The following is a 15,221-nucleotide window of genomic DNA, read 5'->3' on the forward strand; positions in this document are numbered from 1 at the left end:
CCCGCCCTGGCCGCCACGGACCGGGCCACCGGCGAGCCCGTCCGCCGCTACGAACGCGCTCGGCCCGGCGAACTGGTCCACATCGACGTCAAGAAGTGACGGCGCACCTGAGCCAGCAGCCGCCCGCGCCCAGTTCCGTGGCCGCGGGTGTGCCGGGGGCATGGGATGCTCTCCTGCTCAAGCTATTGGCCAAGGATCCCGCGGAGCGGTACGCGGACGCTGCCGACGCCGCCCGGGCCCTGCGCAGGCTTGCGGAAGCCCCTGAGCGCATGCCGGCGGTCACCGCGCTGCTGACAGACGCTTCGCCGTCGCCGCCTCCCCCCGGCCCTGTTCTCAGGAGGCCTGCTGGGGCGCGCTCCTGGATCGCCGTTGCGGTCTGGTGCCTCATCACGCTGGTGGCCGCCACGGTGACCGCGGTCAATATCGACGGAGTCGCCGACGGTCGCGACGTAGCCAGCGGCGCCGGCGCGGTCGCCGTCGCCACCGGGGGGCTCATCGTGTGGTTCGCCGTGCAGAGACGACCGCATTGGCAAGCACGCGTGGGCCTGCCGCTCCGATTCCTCCCGCCGATGCTCCTCTTCTGCGTCTACGCCGCGGTGGTCGCGGTCGCCCTCGCCGACGACGCGTCCATCGGCGGGATCGACTGGGGCGACTGGCTGCCCGTCGGCGGGGTCTCCACGCTCACGCTGACGGGCCTTCTGGCCGTGACCGCGGCCCTCACCCCCTGGGCGAAGCGCCGGACCCGCGGAATCGGCTACGGCCTCGTCGGCGTCAACGCCGTCGCGGTACTCGGCACGTTCACGCAATTGGTGTCAGGCCATCGGTTCTGGTTCCAATATGTCTGGGCCGTCTTGCCGCAATGGGTCCCCCTCGCCGTGGGTGTGTCGGCCATCGCGCTGTACTGCACGCGCGAGATTACGACGCGCCGTGCAGGTTCCTCCATGTCGGGGCATGAAAGGGCCGTTCTGTGAATGATCTTTGACGTGCGGGGTGACATGCCCGCATCCGCAGAGAGAGGGCATCCGCCTGGGCGGACGCCCTCTCGCAGTCGCCGCCTGAACTCGAATGCGCCCTCGTGTCACCTTCGCCAGAACAGGTGGTGCGTCACGCCGCTCGGGCTGGGCACGACCTCCAGGTGGAACCGGTCGAGCAGCTCATCGGGGGACTCCCAGAGCCGTAGTCCGGACCCGAGTTCCACCGGCGCGACCGCCACATGCATGGTGTCGACGAGGTCGGCATCAAGGAACTGCCGGATCGTGGTGACCCCGCCGCCGAGCCGGACGTCCTTGCCCTGCGCCGCTTCCCGCGCCCGTTCGAGGACCGTGGCCGGGTCACCGTCGACGAAGTGGAACGTGGTGTCGGAGAGCGTGAACGATGGGCGCTCGTGGTGGGTCATGACGAACACCGGCGTGTGGAACGGGGGCTCCTCACCCCACCAGCCGCACCACTCATGGTCCTGCCAGGGGCCGCGCTGGGGCCCGAACTTGTTGCGGCCCATGATCTCGGCACCGATGTTGCGCGCGAAGTCTCGCGTAAAGTAGTCGTCGAGGCCCCGGCTCCCCCCGCGGTCCGTGCGCATGGGCCAGCTCGCCGTGGCTCCGGCCCAGGAGAACAGCCTCTCGGGATGATCGTGGCCGAACGGCCGCTCGAGACTCTGGTGCTGACCGGCCCCGATTCCGTCACTCGAGACGTTGAAGTTCATTACTCTCAGTAGTTGATCCATGTGTTTTCCTCGTCAGGTCCTGTCGCGTCATCGTGTGGCAAGGCGCCGCACATCATGACGTCGAACGGGACGCGGTCGGATCGACGCGGCCGGCAACCTGTTTCCAAGTCGAAGACCTCACCCCGGCTCCGGCGCGCACGAAGGCGAACTGGTCCCCGCCGGCGTGGTCACCGAAGAACATCAGCGGCTCGAAGGGCGTGTACAGGCCGGCGAAGTCCGGAGTGCCTCTGAACGCAGTGGTGTCCCTTGCGGCCTGCTCAGCGCTCCCTATGACGTCGACGCCGTCATGAGCCGCTCCGTTGTACTCCGGGAGCAGCGTGACAAGCTCAGTGGGAAGCCGCTGCCCGAGCACGCCCGAGCAGCCCGTTCCGTCGTGGTCAAGGAGACGTCGGCTGCGGGGGCGGCGAGATCGGCGCCAGGAGCCAGGCTCAGTTGGAGTTCGCGCCACATACGGGGGGCTTCCAGCCAGCAAGGCCGGCAAGGGCAGGGGCCCCATCAGCCGATGTCCGACGAGCCCCGGTGGCAGCAGGGGGCGGTCCCTGGCGCCTTCCGTGATCACTCGTGCTCGCGCGACAACTCCTCGATCGTGCGGTGGGGGATCTCCTGCCGTCCGTCGATGCACTCGGCGTAGCGGCTCGGCAGGACCGGACCTCGACCGTGTCACCCGTGCGTTCGGTGTTCTCGGCGGTGCCGAAGGGGTCTGGGTGCGCTGCCGAAGGATGGCGACGAGCTGGGGGGGGCTGCCGTGTGCGAAGGTTCGGGTCCTGCCGGGGGCGCCTTGTGCCACGTGTCCCAGGGACCCCGCCGTCAACGGTCGCGCTGAGGGCGGGGTCTTCGCGTGCGAGCAGCCGTGCGCCGCTCGGAGTGGCCGTGTGGCGGGGTCCTTGGACGTCCGTGGACGGGGGCGAGGACGGTGCGTGCCTTTCGCCGCGTCCGGTCAGGTCCGGCCTCCCGTGTACGGGGCGGACATGCGGCCGGAGGTTCCACGGCTCCGGTCGGTCGGGCGGCCGATCGAGGCGGCCATCAGGGCGACCAGGAGGCCTATCACGCCGACGATGACGTTGTTGACGATGGTCTTCGTCGTGGAGACGTTACCGGCCACGACCCACGGGGCGATGATCGTCCACAGGCTCAGCGCGCAGGCCGCCCACGCCATGCTGTGCACACGCTCGTAGGGCCGGCCGAAGCCGCCGCTCATGAGCAGGGCGTAGGCGATGCCGACGATCAGGTTGTTGACCGCCAGGGTGGAGAAACCGTTGAAGCCCGTGATCCAGGGCGACGCCGCGAGGTACAGGCCGGTGAGGAGAGCCATGGTCTCCATGCCCTGCGCCTTCGGGGTGCTCGCGCTGCGCTCGGCCATCTCATGGCGTTCGCGCATGTCGATGATGTCGGGATGGGTTGCCATGTCGGACCGAGGAGAGGTCGCCATGCCAATCGCCTCCGGTATGTCGGATTCGTTGCGTTTCGCCCAGCGGGTACCCAAAAGAGGTGCAGTAACCGCGGTGGCTTGAGGCGATACCGGGCGACGGTCATGGGGCAGCGGCCCGCTCCCCACCACCACCGCGATCGCCGTGACCGGCGTCGCGGATACGCCTCACCGCCGCGTTCCTCGCCCTGCGTCTCCCCAGGTCCGCCGGGCCCACGTCGTGAAGGAGGTCCAGGGGATGTCCGGGTGGGCGGCGTGGAGGGTGGGGATGTCGACCTGGTAGCCGCGGGTGTTCAGGAACGTCCACATGGCGCGCATGTCGGGGCTGTCGATCGCCGTCAGGGGGACTTGGGTGTGGTGGACCTCGTGGCCCAGGGCCTCCGTCAGGGCGGTTGCCATCCGGGTGGGGGTGGGGGCGTCGCCGGCCAGTTCGATGCGGTGGCCGGTGTGGGGGGTGGGGTCGAGAAGGATCTTCGCCGCGAAGGCGGCCAGGTCCTGGCGGGCGAGCTGCTGTAGTGGGCGGTCGGGGGGCAGCGGGAGGTCCAGGGTGCCGGCGAGGATGCGGTCCGCTCCTGCCAGGGAGTTGTCGTGGAAGTAGGCCGGGCCCAGGATCGTGTACGGCACGTCCCCGGAGGTCAGCTCCGCCTCGATGCGTGCCTTGCTGTCGAAGTGGGGCACGCCGGTGTGCTGGTCGGCGCCGGCCACGGAGCTGAGGACCAGGTGCGGGACGCGCGCCGCGGTCGCCGCGGAGAGGATCGCGCGGCCCTGTTCGACCTCGGCCTCCACGCCGGCCTCGAAGGGTGTGGTGAACGCGAAGACGGAGGCCGCTCCGCGCATCGCCGCGGCGAGTGACTCCCGGTCGTCCAGCGAGCCCGCCACCACTTCGACGCCCTGTTCCGCCAGCTCCCGTGCGGCCGGCCGGGCCGGGTCGCGGACCAGGGCCCGGATGGGGGCTCCCCGGGTCAGCAGCGCCTCCGTCACGGCCCGGCCCTGGCCGCCCGTCGCCGCCAGCACCACGATCGGGTCGTCCACCATCGAAGCGTCTCCTGTCCGGCCGCGTGAGCGGACCTTCGGTGGGTCCGGCTGCAAGCATTCGTCCCGGCGGGTCGGGCGGCAATGCGGGGCGGCCGGAGGGCTGAACCGGTGCGGCGGTTCAGGTGAGCCGGGTCGGCCAGGATTTCGGTGGGCGCATACGGCGTGCTGGTCGCGGGAGACGTCTCCGGTTCGACGCGCTCGCCCAAGGCCGGGGCGGCAGGGAAGGCCGTCGTGCCGTCGTGCGTGACAGTGCCAGTAGCCGTCCGTGTCCCTGTGTGACCCCGCGTGACTTGTCGCCGCCACTCGGGGGCGGCACGGCACCGCTCGCGGGCACCAGGTGGTGCCGGTGAGTCGCGCTCCGGCGGGACCGACCCGGCCACCAGGTCCAGCAGCCCTGGAAGCGATCACCCGGTCGTTGCCGCGGCGCTCCACACCGTAGTGGCGCGGCGGGTGATGCCGGCCTCGCGCAGGGCCCGAGAGGGGACCGGAACCGGCCCCGCACCAGCACCCCGCACCAGCACCCCCATACCGACCAGCCGCACCCCGAAGACCGGAACCGGTCCGCACCAGCGTCCTCACGCCGACCGCTTGCGCGACGACGTCTTCTTCGCCGCCGTCTTCTTCGTCGCCGTCGCCTTCTTCGCCGCGCCCTCCCCCGCCTTGGACGTCGACTTGCGCGCGGGGGCCGCCTTCTTCGCCGTGGTCGTCTTCTTCGCCGTGGACGTCGACTTCTTGCCCCCGGTCTCCTTGGGGGCGGCCCGCAGGGTGGTGACCTCGGCCTCCGCCGCGCCGCCCCCGCGGGACTCGCGGGCCGCGCGGACGCTGCTCTCCAGGGCGGCCATGAGGTCGAGGACCTTGCCGGCGGCGGCGGGCGCGGGGGCCTCGGGCGGGGCCTCGCCGGAGGCCTTCGCGGCGATGACCTCCTCCAGTGCCTCCCGGTACTCGTCGTGCAGGTCGGCGAGGTCGACCTCGCCGAGCGTGTCCATCAGGGCGTCGGCGAGGTCGAGCTCCTTGTCGCGGATGGTGACGGCGGTGTCCGGGGCGACGCCCTCGGGTGTGCGGACCTCGTCGGGCCAGAGCAGGCCGTGCATGGCGATGGCGTCGCCGACGACCCGGAGCATGCCGAGCCGCTCCCGGCCGCGCAGCGCGTACTTGGCAATGGCGACCTTGTTGCTGCGCTTCAGGGCCTCGCGCAGGAGGGTGTACGGCTTGGCGGCGGGGGCGCCGCTGGCCGCCAGGTAGTACGCCGCGCCCATCTGGAGGGGATCGATGCGGTCGGCCGGGACGAAGGCGACGATCTCGATCGTGCGGGCGGTCGGGATGGGCAGGTGGGAGAGGTCGTCGTCGGTGATCGGGATGATCGAGCCGTCGGCGTCCTCGTACGCCTTGCCGATCTCGGCCTGGCTCACCTCCCGGTCCTCCAGCTCGCACACCTTGCGGTAGCGGATGCGGCCGTTGTCCTCGGTGTGGATCTGACGGAAGGCGATGGCGTGGCTCTCCGTCGCGTTCACCAGCTTGATCGGGATGCTGACGAGCCCGAAGGAGATGGCGCCGTTCCAGATCGATCGCACGTGCCGCACCCTTCCTTGGGAGATTTGTCCGCTTTTTCTGGGATTGTCATCCTATGACGCCTATCACAGAGGTGGAGGGGCGCCGGGTCGCGCTCAGCAACCTGGAGAAGGTGCTGTATCCGGAGACCGGCTTCACCAAAGGGGAGCTGCTGCACTACTACGCGACCGCCGCCGCGGCCCTGCTGCCGCATCTGCGCGACCGGGCGGTGTCCTTCCTGCGCTATCCGGACGGCCCCGAGGGGCAGCTGTTCTTCACCAAGAACGTGCCGCCGGGTACGCCCGAGTGGGTCACCACCGCCGAGGTCCCCCGGTCGTCGGCCGACAGCCCGGCCCGGATGGTCGTGGTGCAGGACCTGCCGAGCCTGGTGTGGGCGGCGAACCTGGTCACCGAGTTCCACACGCACCAGTGGCTGGTGCGGTCCCCGCAGGAGGCGGACCGGCTGGTCTTCGACCTCGACCCGGGCGCGCCCGCGACCGTCGTGCACTGCTGCGAGGTCGCTCTGTGGCTGCGTGAGCGGCTCGCGGCGGACGGGATCGAGGCGTACCCGAAGACGGCGGGGTCGAAGGGGCTGCACCTGCTGGCGGCGGTGCGCGGGAGTTCCTCCGAGCGGACGTCCGAGTACGCGAAGGCGCTGGCGGTGGAGGCGGAGCGGGAGATGCCCCGGCTGGTGGTGCACCGGATGACCAAGAGCCTCAGGCCCGGGAAGGTGTTCGTCGACTGGAGCCAGAACGCGGCCCGCAAGACCACGGCCACCCCCTACACCGTGCGCGCCCGCCGGCTCCCCCTGGTGTCGGCGCCGGTGACCTGGGAGGAGGTCGCCGACTGCCGCAGCCCCGCGCAGCTGGAGTTCCGGCCGGAGGACCTCGCCCCGCGGCTCCAGGACCTCGGCGACCTGATGGCCCCCCTGACGGATCCGGCTCAGGCCGCGCCCCTGCCCTGAGCTACAGCCTCCCCCAGGTGTTCCGGTCCCGGGCCATCCCGTGCAGGGCCTCCACGTCGGCCGGTTTGAGCACCCCGCCCAGCCGCCCCAGGCCCGCCAGCTCGCCGTCCGTCAGGATCCGTACGCGGCGCGGCTCGGCCGTCACGGTCACCTCGGCCGGGTCGACCAGCACCAGCAGCGGGCGGACCTCGGCGGTCAGGGCGTAGGCGGCGCGGTCGGCGTCGGCGCGCAGCCGGCGCAGCAGCGGCTCGGCCTCGCGGCGGCCCAGGGTGACCATCGGGTCGGCGACCAGGACCCGGGCCCTGCGGGCGTGCAGGGCGTGGACGGTGAACAGGCCGCCGGGGCCGATCACCAGGTGGTGGATGCGGTCGCCGCCCGGCAGGGGCAGGGAGTGCAGGGTGTGCCAGCCGGCTCCCTCCAGGCCGTCCAGGGCCTCGCCGACGGTCTGCTCGGCGGTGAGGGCGCGCCGGCGCGGGTCGGGGCGCAGCCGGTGGGCGGGGCCGGGGTCGCGGTCGAGGGCGACGAGCAGGGCCTCGCCGGGGCGGTTGGGGGCCAGGTCGTCGTCCGGGTGCAGGGTGAGCCGGGCGAGTTCCGCGGGGGTGGGGACCGGGGGCGGGCCCACGGTGACGGGGCCGGTCAGGAAGGGCTTCAGGGCGTCGAGCACATCGTCCGCGACGTCCTCGCCGAGCAGGTTGACCCGGCCCGTCTCACGGTCGTACCAGGCGACGTCGGTCCCGTTCTCCCGGCAGACGTACAGCCGCTCCCGGCCGTGCCGGAAGGCCGGCACCACGCGCAGTCCGCTCATGCGCCATCACCCCTCGACCATGGGAACAGGCGGGGTGCTCCGGGGGCAAGACCGGTTACCGTGGAGGCCGGCCCTGCGAGGGGAGTGGGGGAGGCACCGTTGCGGACCCGCGGAGCGCAGCCCGACGTGCCGGCCCCGGAGAGCCCGTGGAACGAGATCGTGCCCGGACTGTGGATGGGCGGGCACGAGTTCCGGAGCCGCTCCGGACGGCTGGAGGTCGCCGTCGTACGAAACGAGTTCGATCTGGTGCAGTCGCTGCTGCGGCTGCCGGGGTACGGGCCCGATCCGGAGGTGGAGCACCATGTGTGGCCGATACCGGACGGACCGCTGGACGGGACGCAGCTCGCCGGGGTGATCCGGCTGGCGCGGGCGGTGAACGAGGCGCTGGACGCCGGCCGCCGGGTGCTCGTGCGCTGCTACCACGGGTACAACCGCTCGGGGCTGGTCATCGCGCACGCCCTGGTCCAGCGGGGGGACTCGGCCGACCAGGCGATCCAGCTGATCCGGGCCCGGCGCTCGGCGTGGGCGCTGCACAACGAGCTGTTCGTGGAGTACCTGCGGGCGGGGCTGGCGACCGTGCGGCTGCTGGAGGAGCTGGCCGAGTAGCCTCTCCCCCGCTCCGCGCGGACCGCGCTCGCGTCACCGCAGGGGTACGAAGCAGTACAAAGCGCACTTCCGTCAGAATGAAAAGATGTCAGTCCGCCCAGTCCGTCGTGCCGTGCGCCCAGCCCGTCGTGCCCTGCGCACCGCCGTCGCCGTGACCGCCGCCGCCCTGCTGTCGGCGACGGCGGCGGCCTGCGGGGACTCCGGTGCCCTGCAGGGTGCCGGATCGACGCCGACCGCGGCCAGCCCGGTCAGGCTCTGGCCCGATCTGCGGCCGGCGTCCAGCCCGGCCTACCCCTACGACGTGGCCACCCGGAAGGTCGTCAAGGGCATCACGGTGCACGGTGACGACATCCGCGCGGTCGACCCGGTGGACGTCGTCGAGGCGGAGCTGGCGGCGCGCCCCGACGACTACGGGTCGAAGGGGGCGTACCACGCGACCGTGGACCGGATGAAGGAGTGCCGGCCGGGCGGGAACCGGGCCCGGTGCCCGCTGCTCACGCCGTACTACCGGGACCTCACCGGGGACGGCCGGGCCGATCTGACGCTGGGCTTCCGGCTGTACCCGACCAACCAGACGGCGGTACGGGTCTACACGGTCGAGGGGCACCGGCTCGTGCAGGTGCTGGCCGACAACGACGCGATCGTCGGGGTGGAGCTGGCCGGACGGTCGCTGATCGAGCGCTCACCGGCCGACATCTCCGGCTACGAGTACCGCACCACCTGGGTGTGGGACCCGGGCCAGCGCGCGATGGTGTTCTCCCGCGACGAGTACCTGCACGTCGGCGACGGCCGGCACGCCAAGACCCGGCCCCCGTCGCCCTCCCCGGCGGACAGCGCGGAGAGCCCGCGATGAGGCTCGCGCTGCCCCACTGGGCCGGGACCCTCGCCGTCAAGGCCGCCGCGTTCATCACGGTGATGTGCTGTGCGCTGGCGGCGCTGCTCGGCGTGCTCGTCCACGTCTCGGTGACCAACCAGACCGTCGGCCAGGCCCGCGACCTGGCGCTGTCCCGCCTCGCCGACGCCACCCGGGCGTACGAGGCCGGGGACACGCTGCTGCCGGGTGCCGGGGTGGACCCGGAGGGGCTGCCCGCGCCGCTGCGGTCGATGGCGGTGGCCGGGGAACGCGGCACGATGGTCGCCGCCCACCGGGGGCGCCCGGCGATGTGGGCGGCGGGTCCGGTGGCCGGGCACCGGGCGCTGGCCGTGGAGGTCGACTACTCGCAGCAGGCCCGCACCATCGACGGTCTCGACCAGTCGATCCTGTGGTCGTCGGCGCTGGCGATCGGCGCGACGGTGCTGGTCGGCGTGTTCGCGGTGACCCGGGTGACCCGGCGGCTGCACGGGACCGCGCGGGTCGCCCGGCGGATCAGCGCCGGCGATCTGGACGCCCGGGTCGACGACCCCCGCACGAAGGACACGAGCCGGCCGCAGGACGAGGTCGCCGCGGTCGCGGCCGCGCTGGACTCGATGGCCTCCTCACTCCAGGGGAAGCTGCTGAGCGAGCAGCGGTTCACCGCGGACGTCGCGCACGAGCTGCGCACCCCGCTGACCGGGCTGCACGCGGCGGCGGAGCTGCTGCCTCCGGGGCGGCCGACGGAGCTGGTGCGGGACCGGGTGGCGGCGCTGCGCACGCTCACCGAGGACCTGCTGGAGATCTCCCGGCTGGACACCGGGCGGGAACGGCCGCAGGTCGGCACCGAGGCGCTGGGCGCGCTGGCCGAGCGGGTGGTACGGGCCTCGGGCGCCGGCACCGAGGTGCGGATCCTGCGGGACGCCCGGGTGGAGACCGACCGGCGGCGGCTGGAGCGGGTGCTGGGGAACCTGGTGGCCAACGCCCACAAGCACGGGCGCCCTCCGGTGGTGCTGACCGTGGACGGGCCCGTGGTGACCGTCCGGGACCACGGGCCCGGGTATCCGGAGTACCTGGTGGCCCACGGCCCGCAGCGGTTCCGCACGGAGGGCGGGGCCAAGGGACACGGGCTGGGGCTGACGATCGCGGTGGGGCAGGCGGAGGTGCTGGGTGCCACGCTGACGTTCGCCAACGCGGTGGACGGCGGCGCGGTGGCGACGCTGACGTTGCCCGCAGGGGCGCGCCCGGCCCCCTAACACCACGCACAAGACTTCCCGTTTCGGTAGGTTCCGGGCATGACGAAGGCCGGAACCACCCTGGCGGCCCCCGCTCCCGCGCGCGCCCCGCGCCTTCCCCGGCGCCGGGGCGTCGAACTGTCCCTCCTCGTACTGGCCGTCCTGCTGTCCGTGTACGGCTACTGCGCGGTGGGGCTGGCGCGGACCGGCACCGTGCCGCCCGGCGCCGCCGGGTACGGTGCCGGGCTCGGCGTGCTGGCCCTGTTCGCCCACATCGCGGTCCGGATCCGGGCGCCGTACGCCGATCCGCTGCCGCTGCCCATCGGTGTGCTGCTCAACGGGCTGGGCCTGGTGCTGATCTACCGCCTGGACCTGGAGACCCCGCGCGACCAGGCGGCCCCCACCCAGCTGGTGTGGTCGACGCTCGGGGTGGGCCTGTTCATCGGCGTGGTGCTGGTCCTGCGCGACCACCGGGTGCTCCAGCGGTACGCGTACGTCTGCGTGGTCGCCGCCCTCGCCCTGCTGGCGGCGCCGATCCTGTTCCCGGCGGTGAACGGGGCCCGGATCTGGATCCGGATCGCCGGGTTCTCCATCCAGCCCGGCGAGTTCGCGAAGGTGCTGCTCGCGGTGTTCTTCGCCGCGTACCTGGCCGCGAACCGCAGCGCGCTCGCCTACACCGGCCGCCGGCTGTGGCGGCTGCAGTTCCCGACCGGGCGGGTACTCGGGCCGATCCTGACGATCTGGCTGCTGAGCGTGGGCGTCCTGGTGTTGGAGCGGGACCTGGGAACCTCGCTGCTGTTCTTCGGGCTGTTCGTGGTGCTGCTGTACGTCGCCACCGGGCGCACCGGCTGGATCGCGGTCGGCCTGGTGCTGGCGGTGCTCGGCGCCGTCGCCGTGGGGCACCTGGAACCCCATGTGGGCGGCCGGATCGAGGACTGGCTGCACCCGTTCGCCTCGATCGAGGCCGGACAGGGCGCCAACCAGCTCTCCCAGTCGCTGTTCGCCTTCGCCGCCGGCGGGATCCTCGGCACCGGGCTGGGCCTCGGCCACTCCATCCTGATCGGCTTCGCCGTCAAGTCCGACTTCATCCTGGCGACCGCCGGGGAGGAACTGGGCCTCGCCGGACTCGCGGGGATCGTACTGCTGTACGCCCTGCTGGTGGAGCGCGGCTACCGGGCGGGCCTCGCGCTGCGCGAGCCGTTCGGGCGGCTCCTCGCGGTCGGGCTCGCCTCGATCGTGGCGTTGCAGGTGTTCGTGATCGCGGGCGGGGTCACCGGGCTGATCCCGCTGACCGGCATGGCGATGCCGTTCCTCGCCCAGGGCGGCTCCTCGGTGGTCACCAACTGGGCGATCGTGGCGTTGCTGGTCCGGCTGAGCGACTCGGCACGCAGCCAGCACGACGGCCGGGAGACACCGTGACCGAGTACGGCGGCCTCCCCGACGGCGGGCGCCCGATGACGAAGTGCATCCGGCACGCCTGCGTCTTCTGCGCCCTGCTGCTGGCGGCCCTGCTGGCCAACGCCACCCGGGTGCAGGTCGTGCAGTCCCGGGAGTACGACGGCAATCCGGCCAACCGCCGTGCCACGATCGCCCGTTACCAGCAACCGCGCGGGAACATCCTGGTGGGCGGGGCGCCGGTCACCGGGTCGGTGGACACCGGGGAGCAGCTGCGCTACGAACGCACCTACCTCGACGGCCCGTTGTACGCGCCGGTCACCGGCTTCGCCTCGCAGAAGTACGGCACCACGTTCCTGGAGCACGCCGAGGACGGGGTGCTCTCCGGCACCGATCCGCTGCTCACGCCGCTGCCGGTGTGGAACGACGTCACCCGCGCACCGAACCGCGGCGGGGACGTCGTCACGACCCTCGACCGGCGGGCCCAGGAGGCGGCGTACCGGGGGCTGGCGGGGCGCAAGGGCGCGGTGGCCGCGGTCGAGCCGGCCACGGGCCGCGTGCTGGCGCTGGTGACCAGCCCCTCCTACGACCCGGCGGAGCTGTCCGGCAACAGCGAGGCGGTGTCGGCGGCCTGGGACCGGCTGGGCCACGACCCGGAGAGGCCGATGCTGAACCGGGCGGTACGGCAGACCTATCCGCCGGGGTCGACGTTCAAGGTGGTCACCGCGGCGGCTGCACTGGACGCGGGCGTGGTGACCGACCTGGACGAGCGCACCGACTCCCCCGACCCCTACCGGCTGCCCGGCACCACCACCCGGCTCACCAACGAGGGCGAGGGCTGCCGGAACGCCTCGGTGCGGGACGCCTTCGAGTGGTCCTGCAACACGGTCTTCGCCAAGCTGGGCGTGGACGTGGGGGTGCGGGACATGGCGACCACGGCCCAGGCGTTCGGGTTCAACGACACCGACCTGCGCATCCCCTTCGCCGTGGCGCCGAGCACCTTCGACCCGAAGGTGGACCGGGCGCAGCTGGCGCTGTCCTCGATCGGGCAGTACAACACGCGGGCCACCCCGCTGCAGATGGCGATGGTCACGGCGGCGGTCGCGGACGGCGGCCGGCTGCGTCCGCCGTACCTGGTGGAGCGGACCACCCGGCACGGCGGCGAGACGGTCTCGGGCAGCGGGGCCCGGCCGGGGCGGCAGGTGATGCGGCCGGACACCGCGGCCCGGCTGATGGAGTTGATGGCCGGTGTGGTGCAGGAGGGCACCGGCACCAACGCGGCCATCCCCGGCGCGCTGGTCGGCGGCAAGACGGGCACCGCCCAGCACGGGGTCGGCAACGCCGGTGTGCCGTACGCCTGGTTCGTCTCCTGGGCGCAGGCCGAGGGAGCGCCGGAGCCGCAGGTGGCGGTCGCGGTGGTGGTGGAGGACGCCTCCGCCGACCGGGGCGAGATCAGCGGCGGCGGGGACGCGGCACCGATCGCTCGCGAGGTGATGCGGGCGGTGCTGCGGCGGTGAGCCGGCCGGCCTGTCAGCCGACGGGCCGGAGCATCTCGGAGCGGATCTTGAGGGTCTTCCGGGCCGCGGCCTCCAGGTCGACGCCGCCGGGGTCCTTCTGTCCGAGGCTGACCTCGCCGACGATGGCCGCCGTGTTGCCGTCCGCCCAGGCGCAGACCGGGTAGACGAGAGTCGTCCCGGACTGCTTCTGGGTGAGCACCTGGCAGCTGACGGTGGTGTCCGCGCCGGGCGGGGTGACGTCCTGCGCGCGTTCCTCGGCCGTCACGCTGTCGGCCTCCGCGGCGCCCTTGAGCATGTTGTGCCGGACCTCGGACCGGTTCTTGAACCGGCCGTACATGCCGGAGACGAGCAGCATGCCCTCCGTGTTGTCGCCGTCCGGGCTGTAGCGGCCGACCGCGGCGTGGATGTCCTTCGCGTCCCAGGCGCCGTCGGCCTCGTCCTCGATCTTCTTCCCCTCGGTGCCGGAGAGGTCCTCGGCGAGCGTGTACGTCCCGTCCAGCAGCGTGTGCGGCAGGGTCAGCCTGTTCTCGGCCTCCGGGAAGCCGCTCCCGGCCACCGCGCCGACCACCAGGAGCAGCGCGATCCCGGCCGCGACGACACCGCCCACGATGCCGAGCACCAGCCCGACCCGCCGCTTCTTCGGCGGCGGGACCATGGGCGGCACACCCCAGCCGGGGTACGGCTGCTGAGCCGGGTACGGCTGCTGCTGGGGGTAGGGCTGCTGCTGGGGATGAGGCTGCTGGGGCGGGTACGGCGAGCCGTACGGACCCGGGGCCTGCTGGCCGTAGGGGGCCTGCTGGCCGTACGGGGGCTGCTGCGGCGGGTACGGCGGCTGCTGGCCGTACGGGCCCGGGTTCTGCGGCGGCGGAGGCATGGACACGCCAGCACGCTACTGCACCCGGGTGACCCGACCGGCACCGCACCCCGTGCCGGTCAGCCCTCCGCCGCGCCGGACTCGATCGCCGCCTCCACCTCGGCCACCCGCTCCCGCTCCTCGGCGGCGAAGCGCTCGGCGTCCAGTTGCTCGGCCAGCTCCTCGTCCTGGGCCATCAGCAGGTCCAGGTTGGAGTCGCCCAGCTCGAACACGCCCATGTCCGCGTAGGCCTGCTGGAGCCGCCTGCCCCACAGGCCGATGTCCTTGACGCACGGCACGATCCGGCTGAACAGCAGCTTCCGGAAGAGCCCGAGGAACTCGGACTGCTCGCTCAGCGCCTCCGCCTCGGCCTTCGGGATGCCGAAGTTCTCCAGCACCTCGACCCCGCGCAGCCGGTCGCGCATCAGGTAGCAGCCCTCGATGACGAACTCCTCGCGCTCGCGCAGTTCGGCGTCGGTGAGCTGCCGGTAGTAGTCGCGCAGCGCCATCCGACCGAAGGCGACGTGCCGGGCCTCGTCCTGCATGACGTAGGTGAGGATCTGCCGGGGCAGCGGCTTGTCCGTGGTGTCCCGGATCATGCCGAACGCGGCCAGCGCCAGGCCCTCGATGAGCACCTGCATGCCCAGGTAGGGCATGTCCCAGCGGCTGTCGCGCAGGGTGTCGCCGAGCAGCGACTGGAGGTTGTCGTTGATCGGGTAGACGAGGCCCATCTTCTCGTGCAGGAACCGGGCGTATATCTCGGCGTGCCGGGCCTCGTCCATGGTCTGGGTCGCGGAGTAGAACTTGGCGTCGAGGTCGGGCACCGACTCCACGATCCGCGCGGCGCAGATCATCGCGCCCTGCTCGCCGTGCAGGAACTGGCTGAACTGCCAGGAGGCGTAGTGCCGGCGCAGCTCGCCCTTGTCCTTCTCGGAGAGCTTGGCCCAGTACGGGGTGCCGTACAGGGACATCGCCTCCTCCGGGGTGCCGAGGGCGTCGTACGGGTCGACCTCCAGGTCCCAGTCGATCCGGGTCCGCCCGTCCCACTGCTTGTCCTTGCCCTTCTGGTACAGGGCGAGCAGGCGGTCGCGCCCGTCGTCGTACTCCCAGCTGAAGCGGGCCGCGCCGGCGGCGGGCACCTGCCAGGAGGAGCTTCCGGGGTCGTTGGCGTAGAGGTCATGCGTCGGCATACCCGGCAGGCTCACACGTAGACGCCGGGTCAACAAGTCATGCGTGAGGGATTGACGGGCTTGCTGACAAGCAG

General features: G+C 72.5%; 15 protein-coding genes and 1 pseudogene. 8 read left to right on the forward strand and 8 right to left on the reverse strand.

All coding sequences use genetic code 11. The annotated features are described in order from the left end of the window. Both ACZ7N4_RS35040 and ACZ7N4_RS35045 read left to right on the forward strand, forming a co-directional pair. Positions 1-96: pseudogene (locus ACZ7N4_RS35040) on the forward strand (IS481 family transposase); the annotation flags it as partial. Continuing rightward, the gene (locus tag ACZ7N4_RS35045) at positions 96-971 is read left to right on the forward strand and encodes a hypothetical protein (RefSeq protein WP_471367137.1); all 876 of its coding nucleotides are present in this window, start codon (positions 96-98) and stop codon (positions 969-971) included. The pseudogene ACZ7N4_RS35040 and the gene ACZ7N4_RS35045, both read left to right, overlap by 1 nt. A gap of 107 nt (positions 972-1,078) precedes the next feature. On the opposite strand, the gene ACZ7N4_RS35050 is transcribed toward ACZ7N4_RS35045, so the two are convergent. The 5 genes from ACZ7N4_RS35050 to ku all read right to left on the reverse strand — a co-directional run bounded on the left by ACZ7N4_RS35050 (position 1,079) and on the right by ku (position 5,755). Next, positions 1,079-1,723 carry a dihydrofolate reductase family protein gene (locus tag ACZ7N4_RS35050; protein ID WP_471367139.1) on the reverse strand — a complete coding sequence of 215 codons (645 nt, stop codon included), beginning with the start codon at positions 1,721-1,723 and terminating at the stop codon, positions 1,079-1,081. 52 nt (positions 1,724-1,775) lie between these two features. After that, on the reverse strand, positions 1,776-2,075 hold the full coding sequence (locus ACZ7N4_RS35055) for an SMI1/KNR4 family protein (protein WP_471367142.1): 300 nt from the start codon (positions 2,073-2,075) through the stop codon (positions 1,776-1,778). A gap of 585 nt (positions 2,076-2,660) precedes the next feature. Beyond that, the gene (locus ACZ7N4_RS35060; RefSeq protein ID WP_471367146.1) at positions 2,661-3,152 is read right to left on the reverse strand and encodes an SPW repeat protein; all 492 of its coding nucleotides are present in this window, start codon (positions 3,150-3,152) and stop codon (positions 2,661-2,663) included. 165 nt (positions 3,153-3,317) lie between these two features. Continuing rightward, the gene (locus tag ACZ7N4_RS35065; protein WP_471367151.1) at positions 3,318-4,184 is read right to left on the reverse strand and encodes an NmrA/HSCARG family protein; all 867 of its coding nucleotides are present in this window, start codon (positions 4,182-4,184) and stop codon (positions 3,318-3,320) included. Between the two features lie 575 nt (positions 4,185-4,759). Beyond that, complete coding sequence (gene ku, locus ACZ7N4_RS35070) at positions 4,760-5,755, reverse strand: non-homologous end joining protein Ku (RefSeq protein ID WP_471367156.1); 996 nt, start codon at positions 5,753-5,755, stop codon at positions 4,760-4,762. Positions 5,756-5,808: 53 nt separating this feature from the next. Here ku and ligD point away from each other — a divergent pair, with 53 nt between their 5' ends. After that, complete coding sequence (gene ligD / locus ACZ7N4_RS35075) at positions 5,809-6,696, forward strand: non-homologous end-joining DNA ligase (protein ID WP_471367158.1); 888 nt, start codon at positions 5,809-5,811, stop codon at positions 6,694-6,696. 1 nt (position 6,697) lies between these two features. Here ligD and ACZ7N4_RS35080 read toward each other — a convergent pair whose 3' ends face one another. Next, positions 6,698-7,501: a nuclease-related domain-containing protein gene (locus ACZ7N4_RS35080; RefSeq protein WP_471367162.1), complete on the reverse strand. Its 804-nt coding sequence runs from the start codon at positions 7,499-7,501 to the stop codon at positions 6,698-6,700. Between the two features lie 99 nt (positions 7,502-7,600). Here ACZ7N4_RS35080 and ACZ7N4_RS35085 point away from each other — a divergent pair, with 99 nt between their 5' ends. From ACZ7N4_RS35085 to ACZ7N4_RS35105, 5 genes are all read left to right on the forward strand, one after another. After that, entirely contained in the window at positions 7,601-8,107 is a 507-nt protein-coding gene (locus ACZ7N4_RS35085; protein WP_471367166.1) for a protein-tyrosine phosphatase family protein, read from the forward strand. A gap of 85 nt (positions 8,108-8,192) precedes the next feature. Beyond that, the gene (locus ACZ7N4_RS35090; RefSeq protein ID WP_471367167.1) at positions 8,193-8,960 is read left to right on the forward strand and encodes a hypothetical protein; all 768 of its coding nucleotides are present in this window, start codon (positions 8,193-8,195) and stop codon (positions 8,958-8,960) included. Next, the gene (locus tag ACZ7N4_RS35095) at positions 8,957-10,213 is read left to right on the forward strand and encodes an ATP-binding protein (protein WP_471367170.1); all 1,257 of its coding nucleotides are present in this window, start codon (positions 8,957-8,959) and stop codon (positions 10,211-10,213) included. The genes ACZ7N4_RS35090 and ACZ7N4_RS35095 overlap by 4 nt, the downstream gene beginning before the upstream one ends. A 39-nt stretch (positions 10,214-10,252) precedes the next feature. After that, positions 10,253-11,611: an FtsW/RodA/SpoVE family cell cycle protein gene (locus ACZ7N4_RS35100; RefSeq protein WP_471367172.1), complete on the forward strand. Its 1,359-nt coding sequence runs from the start codon at positions 10,253-10,255 to the stop codon at positions 11,609-11,611. Positions 11,612-11,646: 35 nt separating this feature from the next. Further along, positions 11,647-13,104 carry a peptidoglycan D,D-transpeptidase FtsI family protein gene (locus ACZ7N4_RS35105; RefSeq protein ID WP_471367304.1) on the forward strand — a complete coding sequence of 486 codons (1,458 nt, stop codon included), beginning with the start codon at positions 11,647-11,649 and terminating at the stop codon, positions 13,102-13,104. Between the two features lie 13 nt (positions 13,105-13,117). On the opposite strand, the gene ACZ7N4_RS35110 is transcribed toward ACZ7N4_RS35105, so the two are convergent. Together ACZ7N4_RS35110 and ACZ7N4_RS35115 are read right to left on the reverse strand one after the other, a co-directional pair. Beyond that, positions 13,118-13,978, reverse strand: a complete 861-nt coding sequence (locus ACZ7N4_RS35110; RefSeq protein ID WP_471367307.1) for a hypothetical protein — start codon at positions 13,976-13,978, stop codon at positions 13,118-13,120. A 59-nt stretch (positions 13,979-14,037) separates the two neighbouring features. Beyond that, positions 14,038-15,147 carry a ferritin-like domain-containing protein gene (locus ACZ7N4_RS35115; RefSeq protein WP_471367176.1) on the reverse strand — a complete coding sequence of 370 codons (1,110 nt, stop codon included), beginning with the start codon at positions 15,145-15,147 and terminating at the stop codon, positions 14,038-14,040. Positions 15,148-15,221: the final 74 nt, after the last annotated feature.

This window comes from Streptomyces sp. NPDC107654 (genome assembly GCF_055639035.1).

Excerpts from the sequence above, each read along its gene's own strand:
- ACZ7N4_RS35095 (WP_471367170.1), top strand. The coding sequence starts at position 8,957 with ATGAGGCTCGCGCTGCCCCACTGGGCCGGGACCCTCGCCGTCAAGGCC.
- ACZ7N4_RS35105 (WP_471367304.1), top strand. The coding sequence starts at position 11,647 with ATGACGAAGTGCATCCGGCACGCCTGCGTCTTCTGCGCCCTGCTGCTG.
- ACZ7N4_RS35090 (WP_471367167.1), top strand. The coding sequence starts at position 8,193 with ATGTCAGTCCGCCCAGTCCGTCGTGCCGTGCGCCCAGCCCGTCGTGCC.
- ACZ7N4_RS35065 (WP_471367151.1), bottom strand. The coding sequence starts at position 4,184 with ATGGTGGACGACCCGATCGTGGTGCTGGCGGCGACGGGCGGCCAGGGC.
- ACZ7N4_RS35060 (WP_471367146.1), bottom strand. The coding sequence starts at position 3,152 with ATGGCGACCTCTCCTCGGTCCGACATGGCAACCCATCCCGACATCATC.
- ACZ7N4_RS35115 (WP_471367176.1), bottom strand. The coding sequence starts at position 15,147 with ATGCCGACGCATGACCTCTACGCCAACGACCCCGGAAGCTCCTCCTGG.
- ACZ7N4_RS35100 (WP_471367172.1), top strand. The coding sequence starts at position 10,253 with ATGACGAAGGCCGGAACCACCCTGGCGGCCCCCGCTCCCGCGCGCGCC.
- ligD (WP_471367158.1), top strand. The coding sequence starts at position 5,809 with ATGACGCCTATCACAGAGGTGGAGGGGCGCCGGGTCGCGCTCAGCAAC.
- ACZ7N4_RS35050 (WP_471367139.1), bottom strand. The coding sequence starts at position 1,723 with ATGGATCAACTACTGAGAGTAATGAACTTCAACGTCTCGAGTGACGGA.
- ACZ7N4_RS35080 (WP_471367162.1), bottom strand. The coding sequence starts at position 7,501 with ATGAGCGGACTGCGCGTGGTGCCGGCCTTCCGGCACGGCCGGGAGCGG.
- ACZ7N4_RS35110 (WP_471367307.1), bottom strand. The coding sequence starts at position 13,978 with ATGCCTCCGCCGCCGCAGAACCCGGGCCCGTACGGCCAGCAGCCGCCG.